The sequence below is a fragment of the Aeromonas sp. Y293-4 genome (genome assembly GCF_027705905.1).
Classification (GTDB): domain Bacteria; phylum Pseudomonadota; class Gammaproteobacteria; order Enterobacterales; family Aeromonadaceae; genus Aeromonas; species Aeromonas veronii.
The window spans coordinates 175,505-192,539 of sequence record NZ_JAPDCI010000006.1 but is presented as its reverse complement, the minus strand read 5'-3'; the positions used below and the strand labels follow the sequence as shown (position 1 = coordinate 192,539).

General features: G+C 60.4%; 15 protein-coding genes and 1 tRNA gene. 3 read left to right on the top strand and 13 right to left on the bottom strand.

Annotated elements, in window-relative coordinates:
- Positions 1–19: 19 nt before the first annotated feature.
- On the bottom strand, positions 20–553 hold the full coding sequence (locus OKC31_RS09330) for an RDD family protein (RefSeq protein ID WP_247823601.1): 534 nt from the start codon (positions 551–553) through the stop codon (positions 20–22).
- A 143-nt stretch (positions 554–696) separates the two neighbouring features.
- On the opposite strand from OKC31_RS09330, the gene OKC31_RS09325 reads away from it, so the two are divergent.
- Positions 697–782: transfer RNA gene (locus OKC31_RS09325), tRNA-Leu, on the top strand.
- A gap of 238 nt (positions 783–1,020) precedes the next feature.
- On the opposite strand, the gene OKC31_RS09320 is transcribed toward OKC31_RS09325, so the two are convergent.
- The 8 genes from OKC31_RS09320 to OKC31_RS09285 all read right to left on the bottom strand — a co-directional run bounded on the left by OKC31_RS09320 (position 1,021) and on the right by OKC31_RS09285 (position 11,408).
- Entirely contained in the window at positions 1,021–1,644 is a 624-nt protein-coding gene (locus OKC31_RS09320; RefSeq protein WP_247823600.1) for a PepSY-associated TM helix domain-containing protein, read from the bottom strand.
- A gap of 64 nt (positions 1,645–1,708) precedes the next feature.
- Complete coding sequence (locus OKC31_RS09315; RefSeq protein ID WP_247824150.1) at positions 1,709–3,751, bottom strand: TonB-dependent receptor; 2,043 nt, start codon at positions 3,749–3,751, stop codon at positions 1,709–1,711.
- 293 nt (positions 3,752–4,044) lie between these two features.
- Positions 4,045–5,082 carry an acyltransferase gene (locus OKC31_RS09310; protein WP_270656785.1) on the bottom strand — a complete coding sequence of 346 codons (1,038 nt, stop codon included), beginning with the start codon at positions 5,080–5,082 and terminating at the stop codon, positions 4,045–4,047.
- A 220-nt stretch (positions 5,083–5,302) separates the two neighbouring features.
- On the bottom strand, positions 5,303–6,214 hold the full coding sequence (pbpG, locus tag OKC31_RS09305; protein WP_005336410.1) for a D-alanyl-D-alanine endopeptidase: 912 nt from the start codon (positions 6,212–6,214) through the stop codon (positions 5,303–5,305).
- Positions 6,215–6,473: 259 nt separating this feature from the next.
- On the bottom strand, positions 6,474–7,940 hold the full coding sequence (gene yjeM / locus OKC31_RS09300) for a glutamate/gamma-aminobutyrate family transporter YjeM (RefSeq protein ID WP_247823598.1): 1,467 nt from the start codon (positions 7,938–7,940) through the stop codon (positions 6,474–6,476).
- A 435-nt stretch (positions 7,941–8,375) separates the two neighbouring features.
- Positions 8,376–9,254, bottom strand: a complete 879-nt coding sequence (locus OKC31_RS09295) for a DMT family transporter (protein ID WP_333563519.1) — start codon at positions 9,252–9,254, stop codon at positions 8,376–8,378.
- A 33-nt stretch (positions 9,255–9,287) separates the two neighbouring features.
- Positions 9,288–10,208, bottom strand: coding sequence for an ABC transporter substrate-binding protein (locus OKC31_RS09290; RefSeq protein ID WP_270656782.1), 921 nt, complete (start codon positions 10,206–10,208; stop codon positions 9,288–9,290).
- Positions 10,209–10,328: 120 nt separating this feature from the next.
- The gene (locus tag OKC31_RS09285) at positions 10,329–11,408 is read right to left on the bottom strand and encodes a porin (RefSeq protein WP_247823596.1); all 1,080 of its coding nucleotides are present in this window, start codon (positions 11,406–11,408) and stop codon (positions 10,329–10,331) included.
- Between the two features lie 218 nt (positions 11,409–11,626).
- On the opposite strand from OKC31_RS09285, the gene glpX reads away from it, so the two are divergent.
- Both glpX and OKC31_RS09275 read left to right on the top strand, forming a co-directional pair.
- Complete coding sequence (gene glpX, locus OKC31_RS09280) at positions 11,627–12,637, top strand: class II fructose-bisphosphatase (RefSeq protein WP_041210099.1); 1,011 nt, start codon at positions 11,627–11,629, stop codon at positions 12,635–12,637.
- Between the two features lie 153 nt (positions 12,638–12,790).
- Positions 12,791–13,042 carry a YkgJ family cysteine cluster protein gene (locus OKC31_RS09275; RefSeq protein WP_209297332.1) on the top strand — a complete coding sequence of 84 codons (252 nt, stop codon included), beginning with the start codon at positions 12,791–12,793 and terminating at the stop codon, positions 13,040–13,042.
- A gap of 76 nt (positions 13,043–13,118) precedes the next feature.
- Here OKC31_RS09275 and OKC31_RS09270 read toward each other — a convergent pair whose 3' ends face one another.
- The 4 genes from OKC31_RS09270 to hemC are packed head-to-tail and all read right to left on the bottom strand — an operon-like array spanning position 13,119 to position 16,999.
- Entirely contained in the window at positions 13,119–14,282 is a 1,164-nt protein-coding gene (locus OKC31_RS09270; protein ID WP_185227889.1) for a heme biosynthesis HemY N-terminal domain-containing protein, read from the bottom strand.
- Between the two features lie 10 nt (positions 14,283–14,292).
- Positions 14,293–15,342, bottom strand: coding sequence for a uroporphyrinogen-III C-methyltransferase (locus OKC31_RS09265; RefSeq protein WP_076495577.1), 1,050 nt, complete (start codon positions 15,340–15,342; stop codon positions 14,293–14,295).
- Positions 15,339–16,073 carry a uroporphyrinogen-III synthase gene (locus OKC31_RS09260; protein ID WP_247823595.1) on the bottom strand — a complete coding sequence of 245 codons (735 nt, stop codon included), beginning with the start codon at positions 16,071–16,073 and terminating at the stop codon, positions 15,339–15,341. Before OKC31_RS09260 ends, OKC31_RS09265 begins: the two co-directional genes overlap by 4 nt.
- Entirely contained in the window at positions 16,070–16,999 is a 930-nt protein-coding gene (gene hemC / locus OKC31_RS09255) for a hydroxymethylbilane synthase (RefSeq protein WP_139495464.1), read from the bottom strand. Before hemC ends, OKC31_RS09260 begins: the two co-directional genes overlap by 4 nt.
- Between the last annotated feature and the right edge of the window lie 36 nt (positions 17,000–17,035).

Genomic DNA, 17,035 nt, shown 5'->3' with positions numbered 1-17,035 from the left:
TTGCTGCATTGCTCCGGTATTACTTGTTCAACAATTCCAGATTTTCCTGCTTGCTCAGCACGATCACTTCGCACTCGGCCCAGATATCCTGAAACGCTCGCGGACGTTGGCGGTTGAACAGGCACATCAGGTTGCCCAGACCAAAGGCGGCGGTGGCGAGACGGATCAGCGCCTGGGTAATACGGATATGGCTGCCATCTTCGTTCTGAATGCGCAGCCGCCAGGCGCGCATGCCGACGGTCTGGCCAGCACGGGTCCAGAACCAGGTGTAGAAACCGCAGATGACGAAGGCGAGCCACAGGGTGTAGATCAGGCTCAGGTGGTGGCGGGTCAGCAACCAGACGGTATCTTCACCCGCCGGTACGCTGGCCATGCCGGTGACCAGCAACAGCTTGGCGACACCCATGCCGATAAAGCCGGCGATGATCAGCAGCGAAGTCACCACCAGCGCATCATAGATGAGGGCGCCGAGGCGACGCATCAGACCCGCTGACGGGTATGGCTGAGTGGCGGGAGAGGGGGATTTTTGTTGGACTTTATTAGGCTTGGCCATCGTTTTTATTCCATTAAGATGATGGCGGCATTCTATGTAACTGGCCCCGCATCGGCAAGGCGTTGAATAAATGAACAAACGGGAGTGTTCAATCGAAAAACACCTTGCATGGCATCGCGCCATTCGTATAATCCCTCGCAGTTGCCCGGGTGGCGAAATCGGTAGACGCAGCGGATTCAAAATCCGCCGGTGAATAACCGTGTCGGTTCGAGTCCGACCCCGGGCACCATCAAATTCATGACAAAAGGCCATCAGCAATGATGGCCTTTTGTTTTTTGGCGTTTCTGCGCTTTTGGGGCGTTACTGTTGAGCTGGCAGTACTTCCTGTTACCTCTTGGTATCCCTTCTCTTTTCCTGCTCTCCATTATTTCCTTTTCTTGATATAGCCGCTGACGGCATCACCGCCAGCGGCCTGTTTCTATTGCGGTTTTTTCCAAACCTTGCTGCATCAGAACATGGTTGCCGCACTATCCCAGCAGGGCAAACAGCAGGGTACCGAGGGTGCCTGCGAGCGTCAGCGCAATGATGGCTCTGGGTGTGCCGTGCAGCTTGGTCCACATAAACAGGCTGGTGAGGGCGAGCAGCAGCAGGGCCAGGGCGGCGATATCGCCAAACAGCTGCCAGCCGAGGCCGGTGCCCATGCCGCGGTGCAGCCGGTTGAGGCTGGCGGCAAAGTTGGCCAGTTGCAGGTCGGTACGTACCAGCAGGGTACCCTCAACATAGCTGGCAGCCACGCTCTGGCTGAGGGTAATGCCGCGCATCTCCCACTTGGCGGGCAGGATGAGCGGGCCGTTCGGGGTGGGTAGGGTCTGGGCCGGGGTGATCATGGTTCGCCCGTCGGCAAAGGTATCGGGATAGCGCTGTTGCAGCAGGCTTTTCAGCTGCTCCGGGCTGGTGAGTGGTGCCTTGAGCACTATCTCTTCACTCGATTTGTCGGTGTGGGGGCCGGGGATGGGCAACACGGCACGGTGTTGCAGCCAGAGACCGGTGATGCCGTACATCAGCATCAGGGCGAGGGTAAAAAAACCGGCCCAGGCATGGAGGCGACGTACCCATTTGTTGTTGTGAAGGGGAACTCTTCTGCGTTTCATCGTGGTTGCTTCATAAAAAAACTGGCCAGCAGGGGCTGGCCAGTCGGGGTGGTTGTCACAGAGATCAGAAGCGGTAGGTACCGGTCAGGCTCAGCTGACGGGGCGTGCCCGGCATGATCTGGTTGGCACTGGTAGCGCTGACGAAGTACTCGTGGTCGGTCAGGTTTTCGGCGCTCAGCTCGGCTTCCCACTGCTGCCAGCGATAACCGGCGCGCGCATCGAAGCGGGCGTAACCGGGCAGTGTGGTGGTGTTGGCGTTGTCGGCAAAGCGATCGCCCACCGCCGTCACGCCGGTTTCGCCGAACCAGCCCTGCTCGCCACTCTTGTAGCCGAGATAGAGCTGGCCATTTTGACGGGAGACGTTCATCGGGCGCTTGCCCTGCAGATCCGCATCCGCCTTGACCTGCTCCGCATCCTGAATGGCGAAGCCGCCACGCAGGTAGATCTCGTCGGTCAGCTCGGCACGGGCGCTCAGCTCGACACCCTCGGTACGCTGCAGACCGGTGAGGATCACCTTGGTGGGATCCAGCGGATCCTTGGTGCGCTTGTTGTACATCTCCAGTCGATAGAGGGAGAGGGTGGTCGCCAGCTTGCCGTTCAGCCAGTCACTCTTCACACCCCCCTCGTAGAGGCGGGTGTGCTGGGGTTCCAGCCCGTTGTTCTTGTCACCCGGGGTGATGCCGATCAGCTCGCCGCCCACTGGAGTGAAGGTCTTGCTGTAGGAGGTGTAGAAGGCGTGATCCTCGAGGGGATTCCACACCAGACCGAGGCGCGGGCTCAGGCTGTTGACCGAGACGCTCTCCTCCTTGTTGAGGTCGTAGCGGCGACTGGTGACGGTGAAGTCGTCACGGCGCAGCCCGCCAACCAGATGCCAGTCACCCAGGCTGAGCTGATCCTGCAGATAGAGGCCATTGCCGCGCACCTTGTGTTTGGCGTCGCTGGAGAGCTTCATGGCACCATTGTAGGTAGGCAGTGAGCCCGGATCGTAGAGATTGCCAGACGGGATTGCGGTGGCGTTCTGGTAGAGCTTGGGTGTGCGCTCCTGCCAGTTCTGCTCGAAGCCAACCAGCAGGCGATGTTCCACCGGGCCGGTCTGGAACAGACCCTCGGCCTCGGTGTTGCTGATCAGGTTCTTCGCTTTCAGATCCTGCTGCCAGCGGGAGCGGGTCACCTTATCCCCTTTGACGCTGGTGACATAGGTGTTGTCAAACTGGCTGTCGAGGGTGGAGTACCCGAGCTGCTGGCGCAACTGCCACTGATCGTTGATATCCCAGGAGAGGCGGGAACGGGTGGATTGCGCCACGTCATCAATGAAGTCACGGCTGGTATCGCTGTAGACATACTCTCGCGGCACATCGGCCGGACGACCATTGATCCCGGGAATGCCGCGATCCGGGGTGCGGTCATGTTCGTTGCGTTCGTATTGCACCAGCCAGTTGAGGTTGTCGCTGATCTCCCAGTTGGCGGAGGGGGCCAGCAGGGTGCGCTTGCTCTTCACGCCGTTGCGGAAGCTATCTTTGTCCTCTTGCGCCATATTGAGGCGCAGTTGCACCTGCTCACTCGCCTCGCCATTGAGGTCGGCGGCCAGCCGCTGGCTGTCAAAGCTGCCGACCCGGGCGGTGACGCTGGACTCCTGCCCTTTTTGCGGCTTCTTGCTGACCCGGTTGACGATGCCTCCCGTGCTGCCACGGCCGTAGAGCACGGCAGCCGGGCCCTTGAGCACTTCCACCCGCTCGATGTTGCCGAGATCCCGGGTGTACTGCATGTCGTCGCGGAATCCGTCGAGATAGAAGTCGTTGCTGGCGCTGAAGCCGCGGATATTGACTCCATCGAAGCGGGTATCACCGCTGGCGTTGACCCCGGGAATGCCGCTCAGGGCTTCACTCAGCGTCGGTTGGCCGAAGGCGGTCAGCTCGCTGACCTTGACGCTGTCGATGGTCTGGGGAACCAGCTTGGCTGGCGTATTGGTACGGGTAGCGGTGGCAACTTCCTGATGCTGGGAGCGTTTGCCAACCACAGTCATGGTTTCATCGGTGGCCTGGGCAGTGAAGCCGGTGCCCAGCAGTGCCAGCGAGACCAGCGTTCTGCGAAAGTGAGGGTGCTGCATATTCAATATTGACTCTTTGGATGTCGACCTGACGGCTCGAACATATTGATTTAATTATAATTAGCCTGACCCGCCAAAGCGGGATGCCAATGATATTGATTTTCATTTGTCTGGCAAGGTGAAAATGGAGGGGGGTATTGGAGGCGGGTTGTGCGGTCGGGGGAGCTCGGCTGAAAAGCAGAGCCATTGCAGCAAACCGCGCGAACGAAGCGAGGGAAAAAGGGCGTAGCGGAAGAGAAAGGGACAAAACGTGAAGAGGCATCCGGCCCGATAGGGCGGGCCGGATGGAGGGTTCAGTGGGTACGCAGCAGTCGATGGGCGAGTGGCAGGGCCGCCAGCAGGCGATAGACTAGCAACGACGATCCTAGCAGCAGCGGCACCTTGGTGATCTCCCACAGGATGGATGCGCCCTGTGGGCCAAACACGAAGAGCCAGACCACCAGCATCATGTGCAGGCAGTAGATCCCGAGCACTTTGGGGGCCTGGCGCTCAAGCCAGCTGCCCTTGCCCCACTCGGGGTTGGCCAGCAGCAGCCCAAACAGGCCGATAGCCCAGGGAAGGGAGCCGAGCAGAAAGTCGTGGCGGGTGAGCGGCACTGCGGCAAAGTGCTGCAGCGCCCAGGCTTCACAACCATAGAGCGCCACGCCCGCCAGCAGAAGTTGCCAGCCGGTGCGGGCATCGGGCTGCCACTGACGCTGGCGCAGCAGGGCGCCAAGCGCCACAAACAGCAGGGAGAAGAAGGGGCCGTTACGGGTGAGCAGTGGCCACTCGGCGCCCAGCAGCGGCTTGGCATAGGAGCCCCCCAGCAGAGCCAGCAGGTAGAGGCCAAGACCCAGCCAGAGGGCGAGCGCTGGTCTGCCAAGCCGGTAGCAGAGTGCCAGCAGGGTCACCGCCATGATCAGGGCTGGCAGGAACCAGAGGTGGATCATACCGCCCACCAGCCAGCCATTGAGGGGGTCGCCGAGCTGGAATTGCCACTGCCCGCGCAGGGAGGCCAGATAGCCTTGCTGCACGGCATCCAGCGGATTGAACGGCACCAGCAGGTAGACCAGACTCCACACCAGCCAGAGCCGCAGCAAGGGGCGGCAGTAGCGCCAGGCCACGGTCAGCGGCGCTTCGCGGCTCAGTCTCGGCTGCAGAAAGTAACCGGCACAGAGGAAAAACAGCGGCACGGCAAAGCGGCATAACTGGTTGATGGTGCCGCTCAGCCAGAGCCAGGAGCCACTTCCCCACAGGGCGGGATTGAAGGGATTGGCGAAGGGGGAGACGTGAATGGTCATCACGGCCAGAATGGCCAGCACCCGCCCGCACTCGATACTGGAAATACGCATGGTGGCTCGTTGTTACAGGGGTTGTGATGGCACGCTAAAATTCTCGCTGCTAGGTTACAACCAATTGATTCTATTAGTGTGAATCACGCTGTTGAGTAGTTACATTTTGTAACGGGATGGTGGAAGGTGTTACCTGTAACGGGAGCGGGCTCCCGTTTTTTGGGCGCGGTCACGCAGAAAAAAGCGAGGCGGGTGCCTCGCTTGGTTGGGGATCTCGATCTTACTGGTGAGTCAGCATGCTGCTCTGGTTGGCTGCAAGGGTGGTTCTGCCCGAGCTCTCCAGCCAGGTTTTGATCCGCTTGGCGTCGGCGACCCGATCGTTGGTGGTCTCGGCATTGAGCAACACCATGATCACCGGCTCACGATTGACCTTGGTGCCCAGCACCAGACAGCGGCCCGCTTCGCGGATATAGCCGGTCTTGGAGAGGGTGAACTCCCATTGCCCTTCGCGGATCAACCGGTTGGAGTTGAGGTAGTGCAGCTGACGCTTGTTGGTGCGCACATAACTCTGCTCGTCGGTGGAGTACTGGCGGATCAGCGGATAGGAGGCCGCTGCGGCGGCGAGCTTGGCGAGATCCTGCGCGGTGGAGACATTGCGCGGGTTGAGCCCTGTGCTGTCGGCGTAGCGGGTATTCCACATCCCCAGCATGCGGGCCTTGGCATTCATCGCCTCGACGAAGGCGCGCTGGCCGCCGGGATAGTGGCGGGCCAGCGCCGAGGCGGCGCGGTTTTCAGAGGACATCAGGGCGATATGGAGCATTTCGGCGCGGCTGAGCCTGGAGCCGATGGCCAGGCGCGAGCCGGTTCCCTTGATGCGGTCGATGTCGGCATTGGTCACGGTGAGCATTTCGTTGAGGCGCAGGTTGGCATCCAGCACCACCAGCGCCGTCATCAGCTTGGTGAGTGAGGCGATGGGCATTACCCGGTTGCCGTTGCGCTCGGAGATCACCTCGCCGGTTCTGTGGTTGGCCACCACGAAGGCAGCCGAGCTGAGGTTAGGCACATCCCGTCGCTCGAGAAAGCCGCTGCTGCTCTTGCTGCTGGCGGAAAAGGGGTTGGCATGGGCACTGTCCATAGTGGCCGGCAGCATTACTGCGCCAAGCAACAGGGGAAGGAGGGAACGCATCATCATGATCAGCTCTACCGGACGAAGTACAGGGATATCTCGCTAAGTTATATGTCGTGAACTGGCGCTTCACAATCATTCTCACCTTGATATTGATAATTTACGGCGTTGAGCGTGCTCTGACGGCGAGGAGAGCGTAAAAGAGGTCTCTATAGAGTCTTTTTTTGCATTGAAACTATGGACTGGCCGTGATGGCGAGCGGAAGCCGGCGCTAAAAAAATCGGGACCAGAACGGTCCCGATTGGCATGGAGCATTGCTTACCGTTTAGTGGGCATCTTCCTGCTTGATCTTGAAGCGCATGGCGATCACCACGAACAGCAGCGGGCCAATGATGGTCCAGACGCCGGTGGAGATATCGCCGGAGATAAAGGGGGCCACCACGGTAAAGACGTTGCCGAAGGCGACCAGGATCAGGCTGATGATGGTAGCCAGCAGCACGGCACCTGAGCTCTTGAAGAAGATCAGGTCCTTGCCCAGCGTCGGGTTGTTGCGATAGCGATACCAGGCGTAGATGAGGAACATGTAGGGCAGGGTCATGCCGACGTTGGTCATGGTGATGATCAGCTCATAGAGGGCGGCGGCCCCTTCCGGGTTGATCAGGGTAAAGATGGATTTGGCGGCAATGAACAGACAGACCACCCAGGCTTGCACCTTGAGGGCTTCAATGCGCACGCCATTCTCGTTCTCGCGCTGGAAACGCTCCGGCCAGAAGTAACTCGGGGTGCCGGTGATGAACTGGCGCAGTGGCGCGTAGGAGAGGGCGATAAAGGCACCCAGATAGCTCAGGAACATACCAAGGCCAGCAAAGCGCATGAATACCTGTCCCAGCCACTCGCCACCAAGATGGCGCCCCAGCTCCAGCATGATGATGAAGAGGGCGGAGAGAGAGGTGATCCCCTCGGCCGGGAAGTCGCTCCAGCGCATGATGGAGCCGACCGCCAGAAAGCCGATGATGTAGCAGAGCACGATGAAGGCGCCGGAGAGGAAGATGCCGCGCTTGAGGTCGCGCTCCGGATCTTCCAGCTCGTCAGCCACCCCGGCCATCGCCTCGACCCCGCCGTAGGCGAAGATGGCGAACACCATAAAGCCGAGGAAGGGGATGATGTCGTTGAACGCGGCATTGGGAGAGGCTGCCAGTGATGCCTGGGTGAGGGGCTCCTGCAGGGTCATGCCGCTCACTGCGAAGGTGAAGACGCCACCGACCAGCAGCAACACGTTGAGCGCCACTACGGAGAGGCCGCCGATGGCCGCCACTTTGGCGAAGCGGGCGCTACCCAGGGTGATGAGCTTGGTGACGGTGGCAACCAGCGCGATGGCGACCACTCCCAGAATAAAGGGGCCGAAGTCGATGCCGCTGCCCAGGGTGACCGGGATGACGGTGATGTCGCGGCCAAACAGCATGAAGGAGAGGGGCACCCACATGGAGAGCGCCTTGCCAAACATCCAAATGACGTAGGAAGCGAACCACATGGTCAGACCGATAAAGGCGAATCGGGTCGAGACCGAGTGGCGCATCCAGGTAAAGATGCCGCCCGCCTCTTTGCGAAAGCCGGTGCCGAATTCGATCATCATCAAAATGAACGGGATGAAGAAAAACAGACCGCCAATGACGAACATCGGAATGGCGGCATATCCCATTCGGTAAAAACCGATTCCGATATTAGTGACGCCAAATACCGATGTTAATATCATCAATATAAAGGCGCCCAATTTCAGCTTTTTTGCTGACATATTAAAAACTCCCTGATGGTGCTGGATTTAAAATAATCAAAAATTAAACGGACGAAACCGGACCCATTAATAACGCGGTAGCGCCATGCCATCTTGCTGTGGCGGGCGCGATCGGGTCATCTCTGACCGGGCTGGCTTACCCGTCAGGCGGCCAATGAATGTATGGGCGGAGCGGCATGGTCTGTGCCATGCGCGGTATTGGTCAGCGTTGCCGAAAATTAACTGTGAACGATTTTATCATTAATGCTGCTGGGCAGGTAAGTTTCCCGAATGAAGCTGTGGTTGAAATAAACAGACCTGCCAGTTAATTGATACGTTGCGGATGTAAACATTTACGCTCGGGTCGACACTTATTTCCATTATTTGTATTCGGCATATTTGGCGGAGTGAATTACGCCATCCTGCCTGATAAATGCGCCCCAATGGCGACAGCGCTTATCCTCCCAGCCGGGTCAGCAGCACGCCGCCGGTAATAATGGCAGCCGCCGTCAGCCGCATGCGCCCGAGCGGCTCTTTCAGCAGCCAAACCGAGAGCAGCATGGCAAACAGCACACTGCTTTCACGCAGCGCTGCGACCACGCCAATGGGGGCTTGGGTCATGGCCCAGATAACAATCCCGTAGGCGAGCAGTGACATGGCGCCTCCCGCCATTCCTGACAGCGCATGGCGGCGGATTTGGCGCCATGCGTTGCGCCTCTGGTGGACGATCAGCACCAGCAGCATCGCCAGCCCGGTGCAGGCAAAGAGCCAGAGGGTGTAGCGTACCGGTTCACCCCCTGCACGGGCGCCGGCTCCATCCGAGAGGGTATAGGTCGCCGTGAACATGGCCGTGATCAGTGCCGCCCGAACCGCTTTGCTGTCAAGGCGCTGCTGCCCACCTCGCCAGGCCATCAGCAAGACCCCCATGATCAGCACGCAGGCGCCGACGATGCCGCCGTAACCGGGGTAGTCCCCCAGCAATGTGGCACTTAACACCATGGCGAGCAGCGGGGCACTGCCACGGGCCAGCGGATAGATCTGGCCAAAATCGCCCTGATTGTAGGCATGGCTGAGAAACAGGCAGTAACCGATATGGAGCAGGACTGAGAGGCCGAGCCAGGGCAGCTCGGCAGCAGAGGGAAGCCCGATTGGCAGCAGCGCGACGGCGGCGATAAGCCCGGAGAAGATCGCCACCAGTGACACCCCCACCAGCCGCTCTTCGCCAATTTTGACCAGCGCATTCCAGCTGGCGTGAAGCAGGGCTGCCAGAAGAACTGCAAAAAAGACGGTGGTGCTCATGGGAAAGGGCTCTCGGGCGATGGGGGTCAACAGCATACCCGCCCGGAACCTGATTGGCCGAGATCTTTATCAAGGCTTCGGCTTTTCGGGGCTCGCCTCCTGCGTGGTGGCGCTACCCAGTTGCCCCAACACCAGTTTGGGATGGGGATCGGTCTGCAGCGGAATATCCTGCAACTCTGTTCCCTGCTGATGGCGATGGATGATCCCGGCGGCCATCTTGCCCAGCGCCTCGTAGCTGCTGATGGTGCCAACGCTGCAGCCGTGCTCGACGAACAGCTCGGCACTGCAGATGGTAGGGATGGCCGCTGCGTTGAGCGCATTCAGCAAACGGGGGGCGATGGAGAGCAGATAGCTGTCTGCGGCCAGAAAGACGATGTCGTTTTTGGCGTCCTGTTGCAACCGCTTCAGTTCGTTGTCCAGCCGCCGTGGGTCAGGGGCCATTCGCCAGGTGACCATCTGCCACTGATAGCGTTTCGCTTCATTGAGCAGCATATCGGCCACCAGCAGGGTGTTCTGCTCACGGGGGTTGAAGGGCAGCAACAGCCGTTTTCCGGTGGCCAGGTGCTCGCTGGCGTTGGCCAGTTGCAGCGCCATCGGCACCATGTTGCTTACTCCGGCCACCATGCTGTTCTGGGCTTTGTCTTCCGAGAGGATGTCTGCCCCGACCGGATCGGATACTACGTTGAAGATCAGTGGCTTGCGGTTGGCCACCAGACTCTTGGTCATGGTGGTGGCGGTGGTGCCAAAAGTGTAGATGTAGTCGTATTCGGCCAGTTTCGGCAGCATCTGCTGGCGCAGCATGGTTGCCAGCGCCGTACGATCCTGATCGGCGTTATAGGTGGTGATGGTGGCCTGATAGCCAAGGCGGGTCAGCTCTGCCCGAAAGCCCGCTTCGGCTGCGGTTTCACCGCGCCACAGCACCATGGCGATAGATAGGGCGTGAGCGGGAAGAGCCAGCAGCAACAGCAGGACGAAAAGCAGCCTGACCATGATCATCTCTCCGGCGATACATCTACTGTTGAGCCTAGGCCACTTTCTCCGGTCGTGAGCGATGCCCAGCAAAAAGCGCGATGGCAAGCCATCGCGCTTTGGGGATCCGCAAAACCTCGATTAGAAGTCGTAGCGGGCAGCCAGCTGGAAGTCATCCTTGTTGGCTGTCGCTTTGCCGGCAACGCTGTCCAGATTGTTGATGCGGTACTCGCCAATCACCCGCAGGTTCTTGTTGAATTTGTACTGGGCACCCAGGGTGTAGTAGTCAATGGAATCGGTTTTCTTGCCGCCAGTGACTTCCTGCTCCTGTTTGTTCCACAGGGCCATCAGACCGAAGCCGTTTTCGAAGTTGTAGCCCAGCGCGGCTTCCCAGCCGGTATGGTCGGTGCCACTTTGGACAAAGTCAGAGCCATCGGCATAGCTCAGAGCCGCATAGGCCGCCTTGTTGTCGAACTTGGCAGAGATCAGCCACAGTTTGGCGTCTTCGGTATTCTTTTCCTGACGTTGGCCAACGTTGTAGGCGGTACCCAAAGACAGATTGAACGGGAAGGTGTAAGCCACGGCTGCACCATAGGCTGGGTCAGCTGCGGAGGTCTTGTTGCTGCTCTTGTCTTCTTCTTGGCCGCCATCAAATTTGTAGCTGGCATCAAACTGGAAGCCATTGAACAGGCCGGAATACTTCAACACGGAACCAGCGCGGTTGGTGGCGAAGGTGTCAGTCTTGGCGCCCAGCGCTTCGTTGCCGTAGCCGTCGGAGAGGGAGACATCAGTCCAGTCGGCCAGGAAGCCCGGGGCCCCTTTCTGGCGACCGAAAGTCACAGTACCCCAGTCAGCGCCGACACCGGCAAAGGCCAGACGGGTGCGCAGGTTGTCTGTGCTTCCATCTTTACCCAAGGTCTTTTCGCTGTCGTTGATGTACATCTGCACTTCGTACTGGGCCAGCGCCTTCAGGCCGCTCTGGATCTGGGTCTCGGCCTTGGCACCGAAACGGACAAACTGGTTTGCCCCTTGCTTGGCACTGTAATCCTTGGTGCCATTCGGATTGGTAGTATCGACGTTTTCTTTCTTGTCACCGAAGAATTGACCGGCATAGATGCGGCCATAGAGATCCAGCAAAGAGGTGTCGTTTTTATACACTTCAACGGCTTGAGCCTGGAAGGCGGCAGTCAGCGCCAGTGCCACTACAGTCAGCTTTTTCATCTTAATCCCTTGTGTTGCAAGCTTTTGTTTGGAAGACGGGGCCATCCTAGGGAGGCCGGATGACAGCGGGGTGACAGTTGGATGAAGAGTCGATGGCAGTTGGATTGCAATTGGATGAATTGGCTACATTTATGCGCCTGCCAGCTACTTTTGTGCGCAAAGGTTTGCCCTTGTGGTAGAATGCCGCCCGTTTTCGAGCTCCATAGGTTGGATATGCGATGAGACGTGAACTGGCAATCGAGTTTTCCCGAGTGACGGAAGCGGCTGCACTGGCTGGCTACAAGTGGCTCGGACGTGGTGACAAGAATATCGCCGATGGGGCGGCCGTTGCGGCCATGCGCCACATTCTCAACCAGATCGAGATCGATGGTGAGATTGTGATCGGCGAAGGTGAAATTGATGAAGCGCCGATGCTCTACATCGGCGAGAAGGTCGGTACCGGGCACGGCGACGCGGTGGATATCGCGGTCGATCCCATCGAGGGTACCCGCATGACCGCCATGGGTCAGGCCAATGCGCTGGCCGTGCTGGCGGTGGGCGACAAGGGGTCCTTCCTGAAAGCGCCTGACATGTACATGGAAAAGCTGATCGTCGGGCCCAGAGCCAAAGGCGCCATCGACCTGAATCAGGCTCTCGAGCTGAACCTCAAGGCCGTGGCCAAGGCGCTGGGCAAGCCGCTCTCCCGTCTGACCGTCATTACCCTGGCCAAGCCGCGTCATGACAAGGCGATCAAGGAGATGCAGGGGCTGGGCGTGCGCGTTTTCGCCATTCCCGATGGTGACGTCGCAGCCTCCATCCTCACCTGTCTGCCGGACAGCGAAGTGGACATGCTGTACGGCATTGGCGGCGCACCGGAAGGGGTGATCTCCGCTGCGGTGATCCGCGCGCTGGATGGCGATATGCAGGCCCGTCTGGTGCCGCGTCACCGGGTCAAGGGCGACAGCCCCGAGGTGATCGCGCTGGGTGAGCAGGAGATTGCCCGCTGCGAAGCGCTCGGCATCGACGTCAACAAGGTGCTCAAGCTGGAAGACATGGCGAAGAACGACAACGTCATCTTCTCCGCCACCGGCATCACCAAGGGTGATCTGCTGGACGGCATCACCAGCGATGGCGTGATGGCTACCACCGAGACCCTGCTGATCCGTGGTAAATCCCGTACCATCCGCCGCATCAAGTCGATCCATTATCTGGAACGCAAAGACAGCGTGGTTCGCGACATCATCCTGTGATGATGGCTCTGCCCGCCATGCGGTAGTGAATCAAGCCCGATCGCCTCGCGGTCGGGCTTTTTGCTGCTCGCTCTCTACGTTTGTCATCTGGCCTGAGCTATGGTGGCAGAGAGTCCGACAGTGCAGGTTGATCCTGTGACAGGAGTGGGTTGTATGGAGTGTCGTTCCGGTTGCGGTGCCTGTTGCATCGCTCCCAGTATCAGCAGTGCCATCCCCGGCATGCCCGATGGCAAACCGGCTGGCGTCCCCTGCATCCAGCTTGATGCGCGCCTTGGCTGCAAGATCTTCGGCCAGCCAGAACGGCCGGCGGTATGTGGCGGCTTTCGTCCGATGGCGGATGTGTGCGGTAGCCACCGCGCCGAGGCCATCTGGCTGATTGGCGAGCTGGAGCGGCTCACCGCCTGACGAGAGCAGAACAAAGAGATAAAAAAGAGGCCGCATTGTGCGGCCTCTTCTCTTTTTGCTGTTTGTAGTCTGAGGATCAGATCCCTGCCAGCTCCAGCGCCTGACGGTAGTACTCGTTGGCCTTGTTGGTAAGGCGGCGCTTGTCCATCACTTGACCGAGCGCGTGGTAGACGGCGGCACTGGGGGCCTTCTCCACCTGCTGTTCCAGCAGCTTCTGGGCCTCGTCGAGCTGGCCGGCCAGCAGATAGAGCTGGGCCAGCGCGTTGTCGACCTCCGGCTGCCCCTGCTGTTTTTGCAGCTGCGCCAGCAGCGGCTGGTAGTTGTCGAGTTTCAGCTTGGGCAGACGGCTCAGCAACTGCGGCATGGCTTGCTTGCGCAGTGCCTCCTGCCAAAGAGTTGCCGCTTCGCTGTCGGCACCCAGACCGCGCAGCAGATCGCCGTAGCTGGCCAGCAGCTCCGGCTCAAGGCGCAGTTTGCGCGGCAGCTCCTGCCACACCGCCTTGAGGGTCTCCAGATTGCTGGCCGCCTGCTGCAGACGGCCATTCCAAGCCTGTTGCAGCAGCTCCTCTTCCTGTTTCGGGGTCAGCTTGCCCACCTTGTGCAGGGTGGGGATAAGGTCGCACAGGGCCGCCCAGTCGTGGCGGGCCAGATGCACCTGACGTAGCTGATCCAGCACCATGGGATGGCGCGGGTTGAGGGCGTAGACCGACTCCAGCATCGCCAGCGCCGTGTCGTACTGGCCCTGTTCGATCTGCAGCTGGGTCTGGGTCAGGGTAAGCGCCAGCTCGGCCTTGGGGTTCTCCTCCTGCGCCTTTTGCAGGTATTGATCCCGGCGGACATCGTCACCGCGCGCCTGGGCCGCCTTGGCGGCGCTCAGATAGTTGAGCAGCGGAGTGTCGCTGTTGCTGGCGCCCTTGAGCATCAGCTTTTCAGCCTGGCTGTAGTGGCCTTCGGCCATCGCCAAGGTTGCTGCCACGGTCTGCTGATTGGCCTTGCGGCGGCGACGGGAGCCGTACCAGCCGAGGGTCTTGCGGCGTAGGCCGAACACCCGGCCCAGCAGCCACTCGACGATGAGCAGGGCACCATAGAACAGCACGGCCAGGATCACCGCGCTGGTGACGGAAGATTCGATGGTGTAATTGCCAAGAGCAATCAGCACATAGCCCTTGTTACCGGAGGCTTGCGGGCCAAAGATCAGCCCTGCGACCATCACGGCAACCAGAATGATTATACGGATCATGGTGCCCTCCTCAGCTGCTGGCCAGAATGCGTTGCAGGCGTTCGGTCAGCACCTGCTCCAGCATGGCCTGGGTCTTGAACTGGGCCGGATAGTCGATCTGGATCTGCTCACCCTTGAGCTTGTCGATCTCGCCCTGCATGTAGCGGGTGGCGCTGTTGTCGGTGTCGAAATACTGGGTCAGCCAGCGCTGGGCCTTGTCCAGGCTGTCTTCGTAGAGCGCCTGCTGCTCGCGATAGACGGAGAGCTGGGCCTGCAACAGCTTGGTCTTGAGGTTTTCACGCAGGAAGATCTCCTGCTGCGGCGAGAGCAGTGCCTCGACCGCGCCATCGCGGCGACGGATGGTGACGAAGTTCTCGGTGAACTTGACCCAGTTTTTCTTCAGGTTGCTCTCCCACTCGTCGGGATTGGTGCTGACCGCTTGATCCGGCTCGGCCTTGGCTTCCGGCATGCTGACGGTGGAGAGGGGCAGCAGCTCGATCTGGTCGGACAGGGCAGCCAGCTTGAGGGTCAGCCCCTCGCGGTCGATGCGCGGCATGCCCTTGAGCTTGGCGATATCCTCGGCCAGCGCCTTGCGGATCGGCATCAGGCTGGGGTCGTTGAGGGCGGCGATCCGCTCGTCGGCATTGCCGAGCAAGGTGATGGCGGAGACGAGGTCATGCTCCAGCCACAGCTTGCGGCCCGCCATTCGTACCAGATATTCGGATTCGGCCAGCATCCAGTCGTTGGGGCGCTTGTCGTTGAGATCCAGTACCCGATTCTGCAGGCCCTGCATCTCCCCCTGCAGCCGCTGCTGGGTTTGATCCAGTGCGGCCAGCTGCTCGGCATCCTTGCTGCTGGTCTGGTCGATCTTGCTCAGGGCGCTCGCCAGCTGCTGCTTGAGCTGGGCCAGTTCGGCCTGCTGGGCCACGGCATTCTTGTGACCGTGTAGATAGAGGCCGCCGGTCAGGCCAAGGGCCAGCAGGATGGCAACCCCTCCCAGTACGGCACCGGAGCGGCTCTTGCTGCCATTGACCACAGCGGTCGGCTGGGGTTTGACCTGGGATTCTTGTTGTTCTGTCATTCCATCTTCCTCAGTTCCAGTGCGGCCGTCAGGGCCTGGTTGGATGCACCTTGGGCAATCGTGATATGGATAAAGCCCGCTGCGCTGGCCATCTCGGCCACGCGCGGGCTGGGGACCACCAGCAGGCGGTCAAAAAGCCAGAGCCTCTGGTGCTCGGGAACCAGCTCCAGCAGGCGTTGCAGTAGTTCACCACTGGTAATGAGCAGGCTGTCCAGCCCCGCTGCCTGCCAGTGGCGGGTTAATGTGTCCCCGTCTAGCTCGGGGTAGTGGCGCTCATAGGCCGCACAATAGTGCACCAGAGCACCGCGTGAGGCCAGCGTGCTGGCGATGAGATCCCGCCCGCCATTGCCGCGCAGGATCAGTACCCGTTTGCCTGCTATCTGCTGCAGGGCGGGCAGGGCCAGCAGCCCTTCGCTGCGCGGGTCATCCGGGCAGCTTGCCGTGATGCCGATGGCTGCAAACGCATCTGCGCTGGCCTGACCCACCGCAAAGTACTCAATATGTGGCCAGGTCTGACCAGTTTGCAACAGAAAATCGTGTGCAAAATGAACGGCATGGATGCTGACGGCGATAACCGCGTCAGCACTGCGCAGCAGGTCGGGCAGGAGAGGGAGTTCGCTGCCCGCCACGGTTTCCAGCAGCGGGCAGCAGAGCGGTGCATGACCGTGCTGGCGCAGCAACTGCACCAGCTCGGCGGCCTGGGCGGCCGGACGCACCACCAGCGGGGTCATGCGCGGTAGACCTCGGCCAGGATCTCGTCGGCACCGGCGGCCAGCAGGCGCTGGGCCAGTTGCTCGCCGAGGGCCTCACCATCGGCCAGCGGGCCGCGGATCTCGTCACGGATTACCTGGCTGCCATCCGGGCTGCCCACCAGACCGCGCAGCCAGATCTGCTCGCCGTCGACCAGTGCGTAGGCACCGATAGGCACCTGACATCCCCCTTGCAGGGCGCGATTCATGGCGCGCTCGGTCAGCACCCGGGCGCGGGTCTCGGCGTGCTCGAGCGGCGCCAGCAGAGCGTGCAGCTCAACGTCGTCGAGGCGGCATTCGATGCCGACAGCCCCCTGACCGTTGGCAGGCAGGCTCTGTTCCGGCTCGATAAAGGCGGTGATGCGGTGCGCCATCTCCAGTCGTTTCAGACCAGCGGCGGCGAGGATGATGGCGTCGTACTCACCGGCATCCAGCTTGGCGAGGCGGGTGTTGACGTTGCCACGCAGGTCGCGGATCACCAGATCCGGGCGCGCGGCGCGCAGCTGGCACTGGCGGCGCAGGCTGGAGGTGCCGACCACGGCCCCTTGCGGCAGTTCGGCAATGGCCTTGAAACGGTTGGAGACGAAGGCATCGCGGGGATCTTCCCGCTCGCAGATGGTGTGCAGGCCGAGCCCCTCGGGGAACTCCACCGGCACATCTTTCATGGAGTGAACGGCGATATCGGCCCGCCCTTCCAGCATGGCGGTCTCCAGCTCCTTGACGAACAACCCCTTGCCACCGACCTTGGCCAGCGGGGTATCGAGGATCTTGTCACCCTGAGTGCTCATGGGCACCAGTTCGACCTGCAACTGCGGGTGCAGGGCTTCGAGCCGGTCTTTGACAAAGTTGGCCTGCCACAGGGCCAGCGGGCTCTTGCGAGTGGCAATTTTCAGGGTTCGGGCTGCCATATCAATCAGTTGTTTCATTTTTAGAAGGAAATCGAT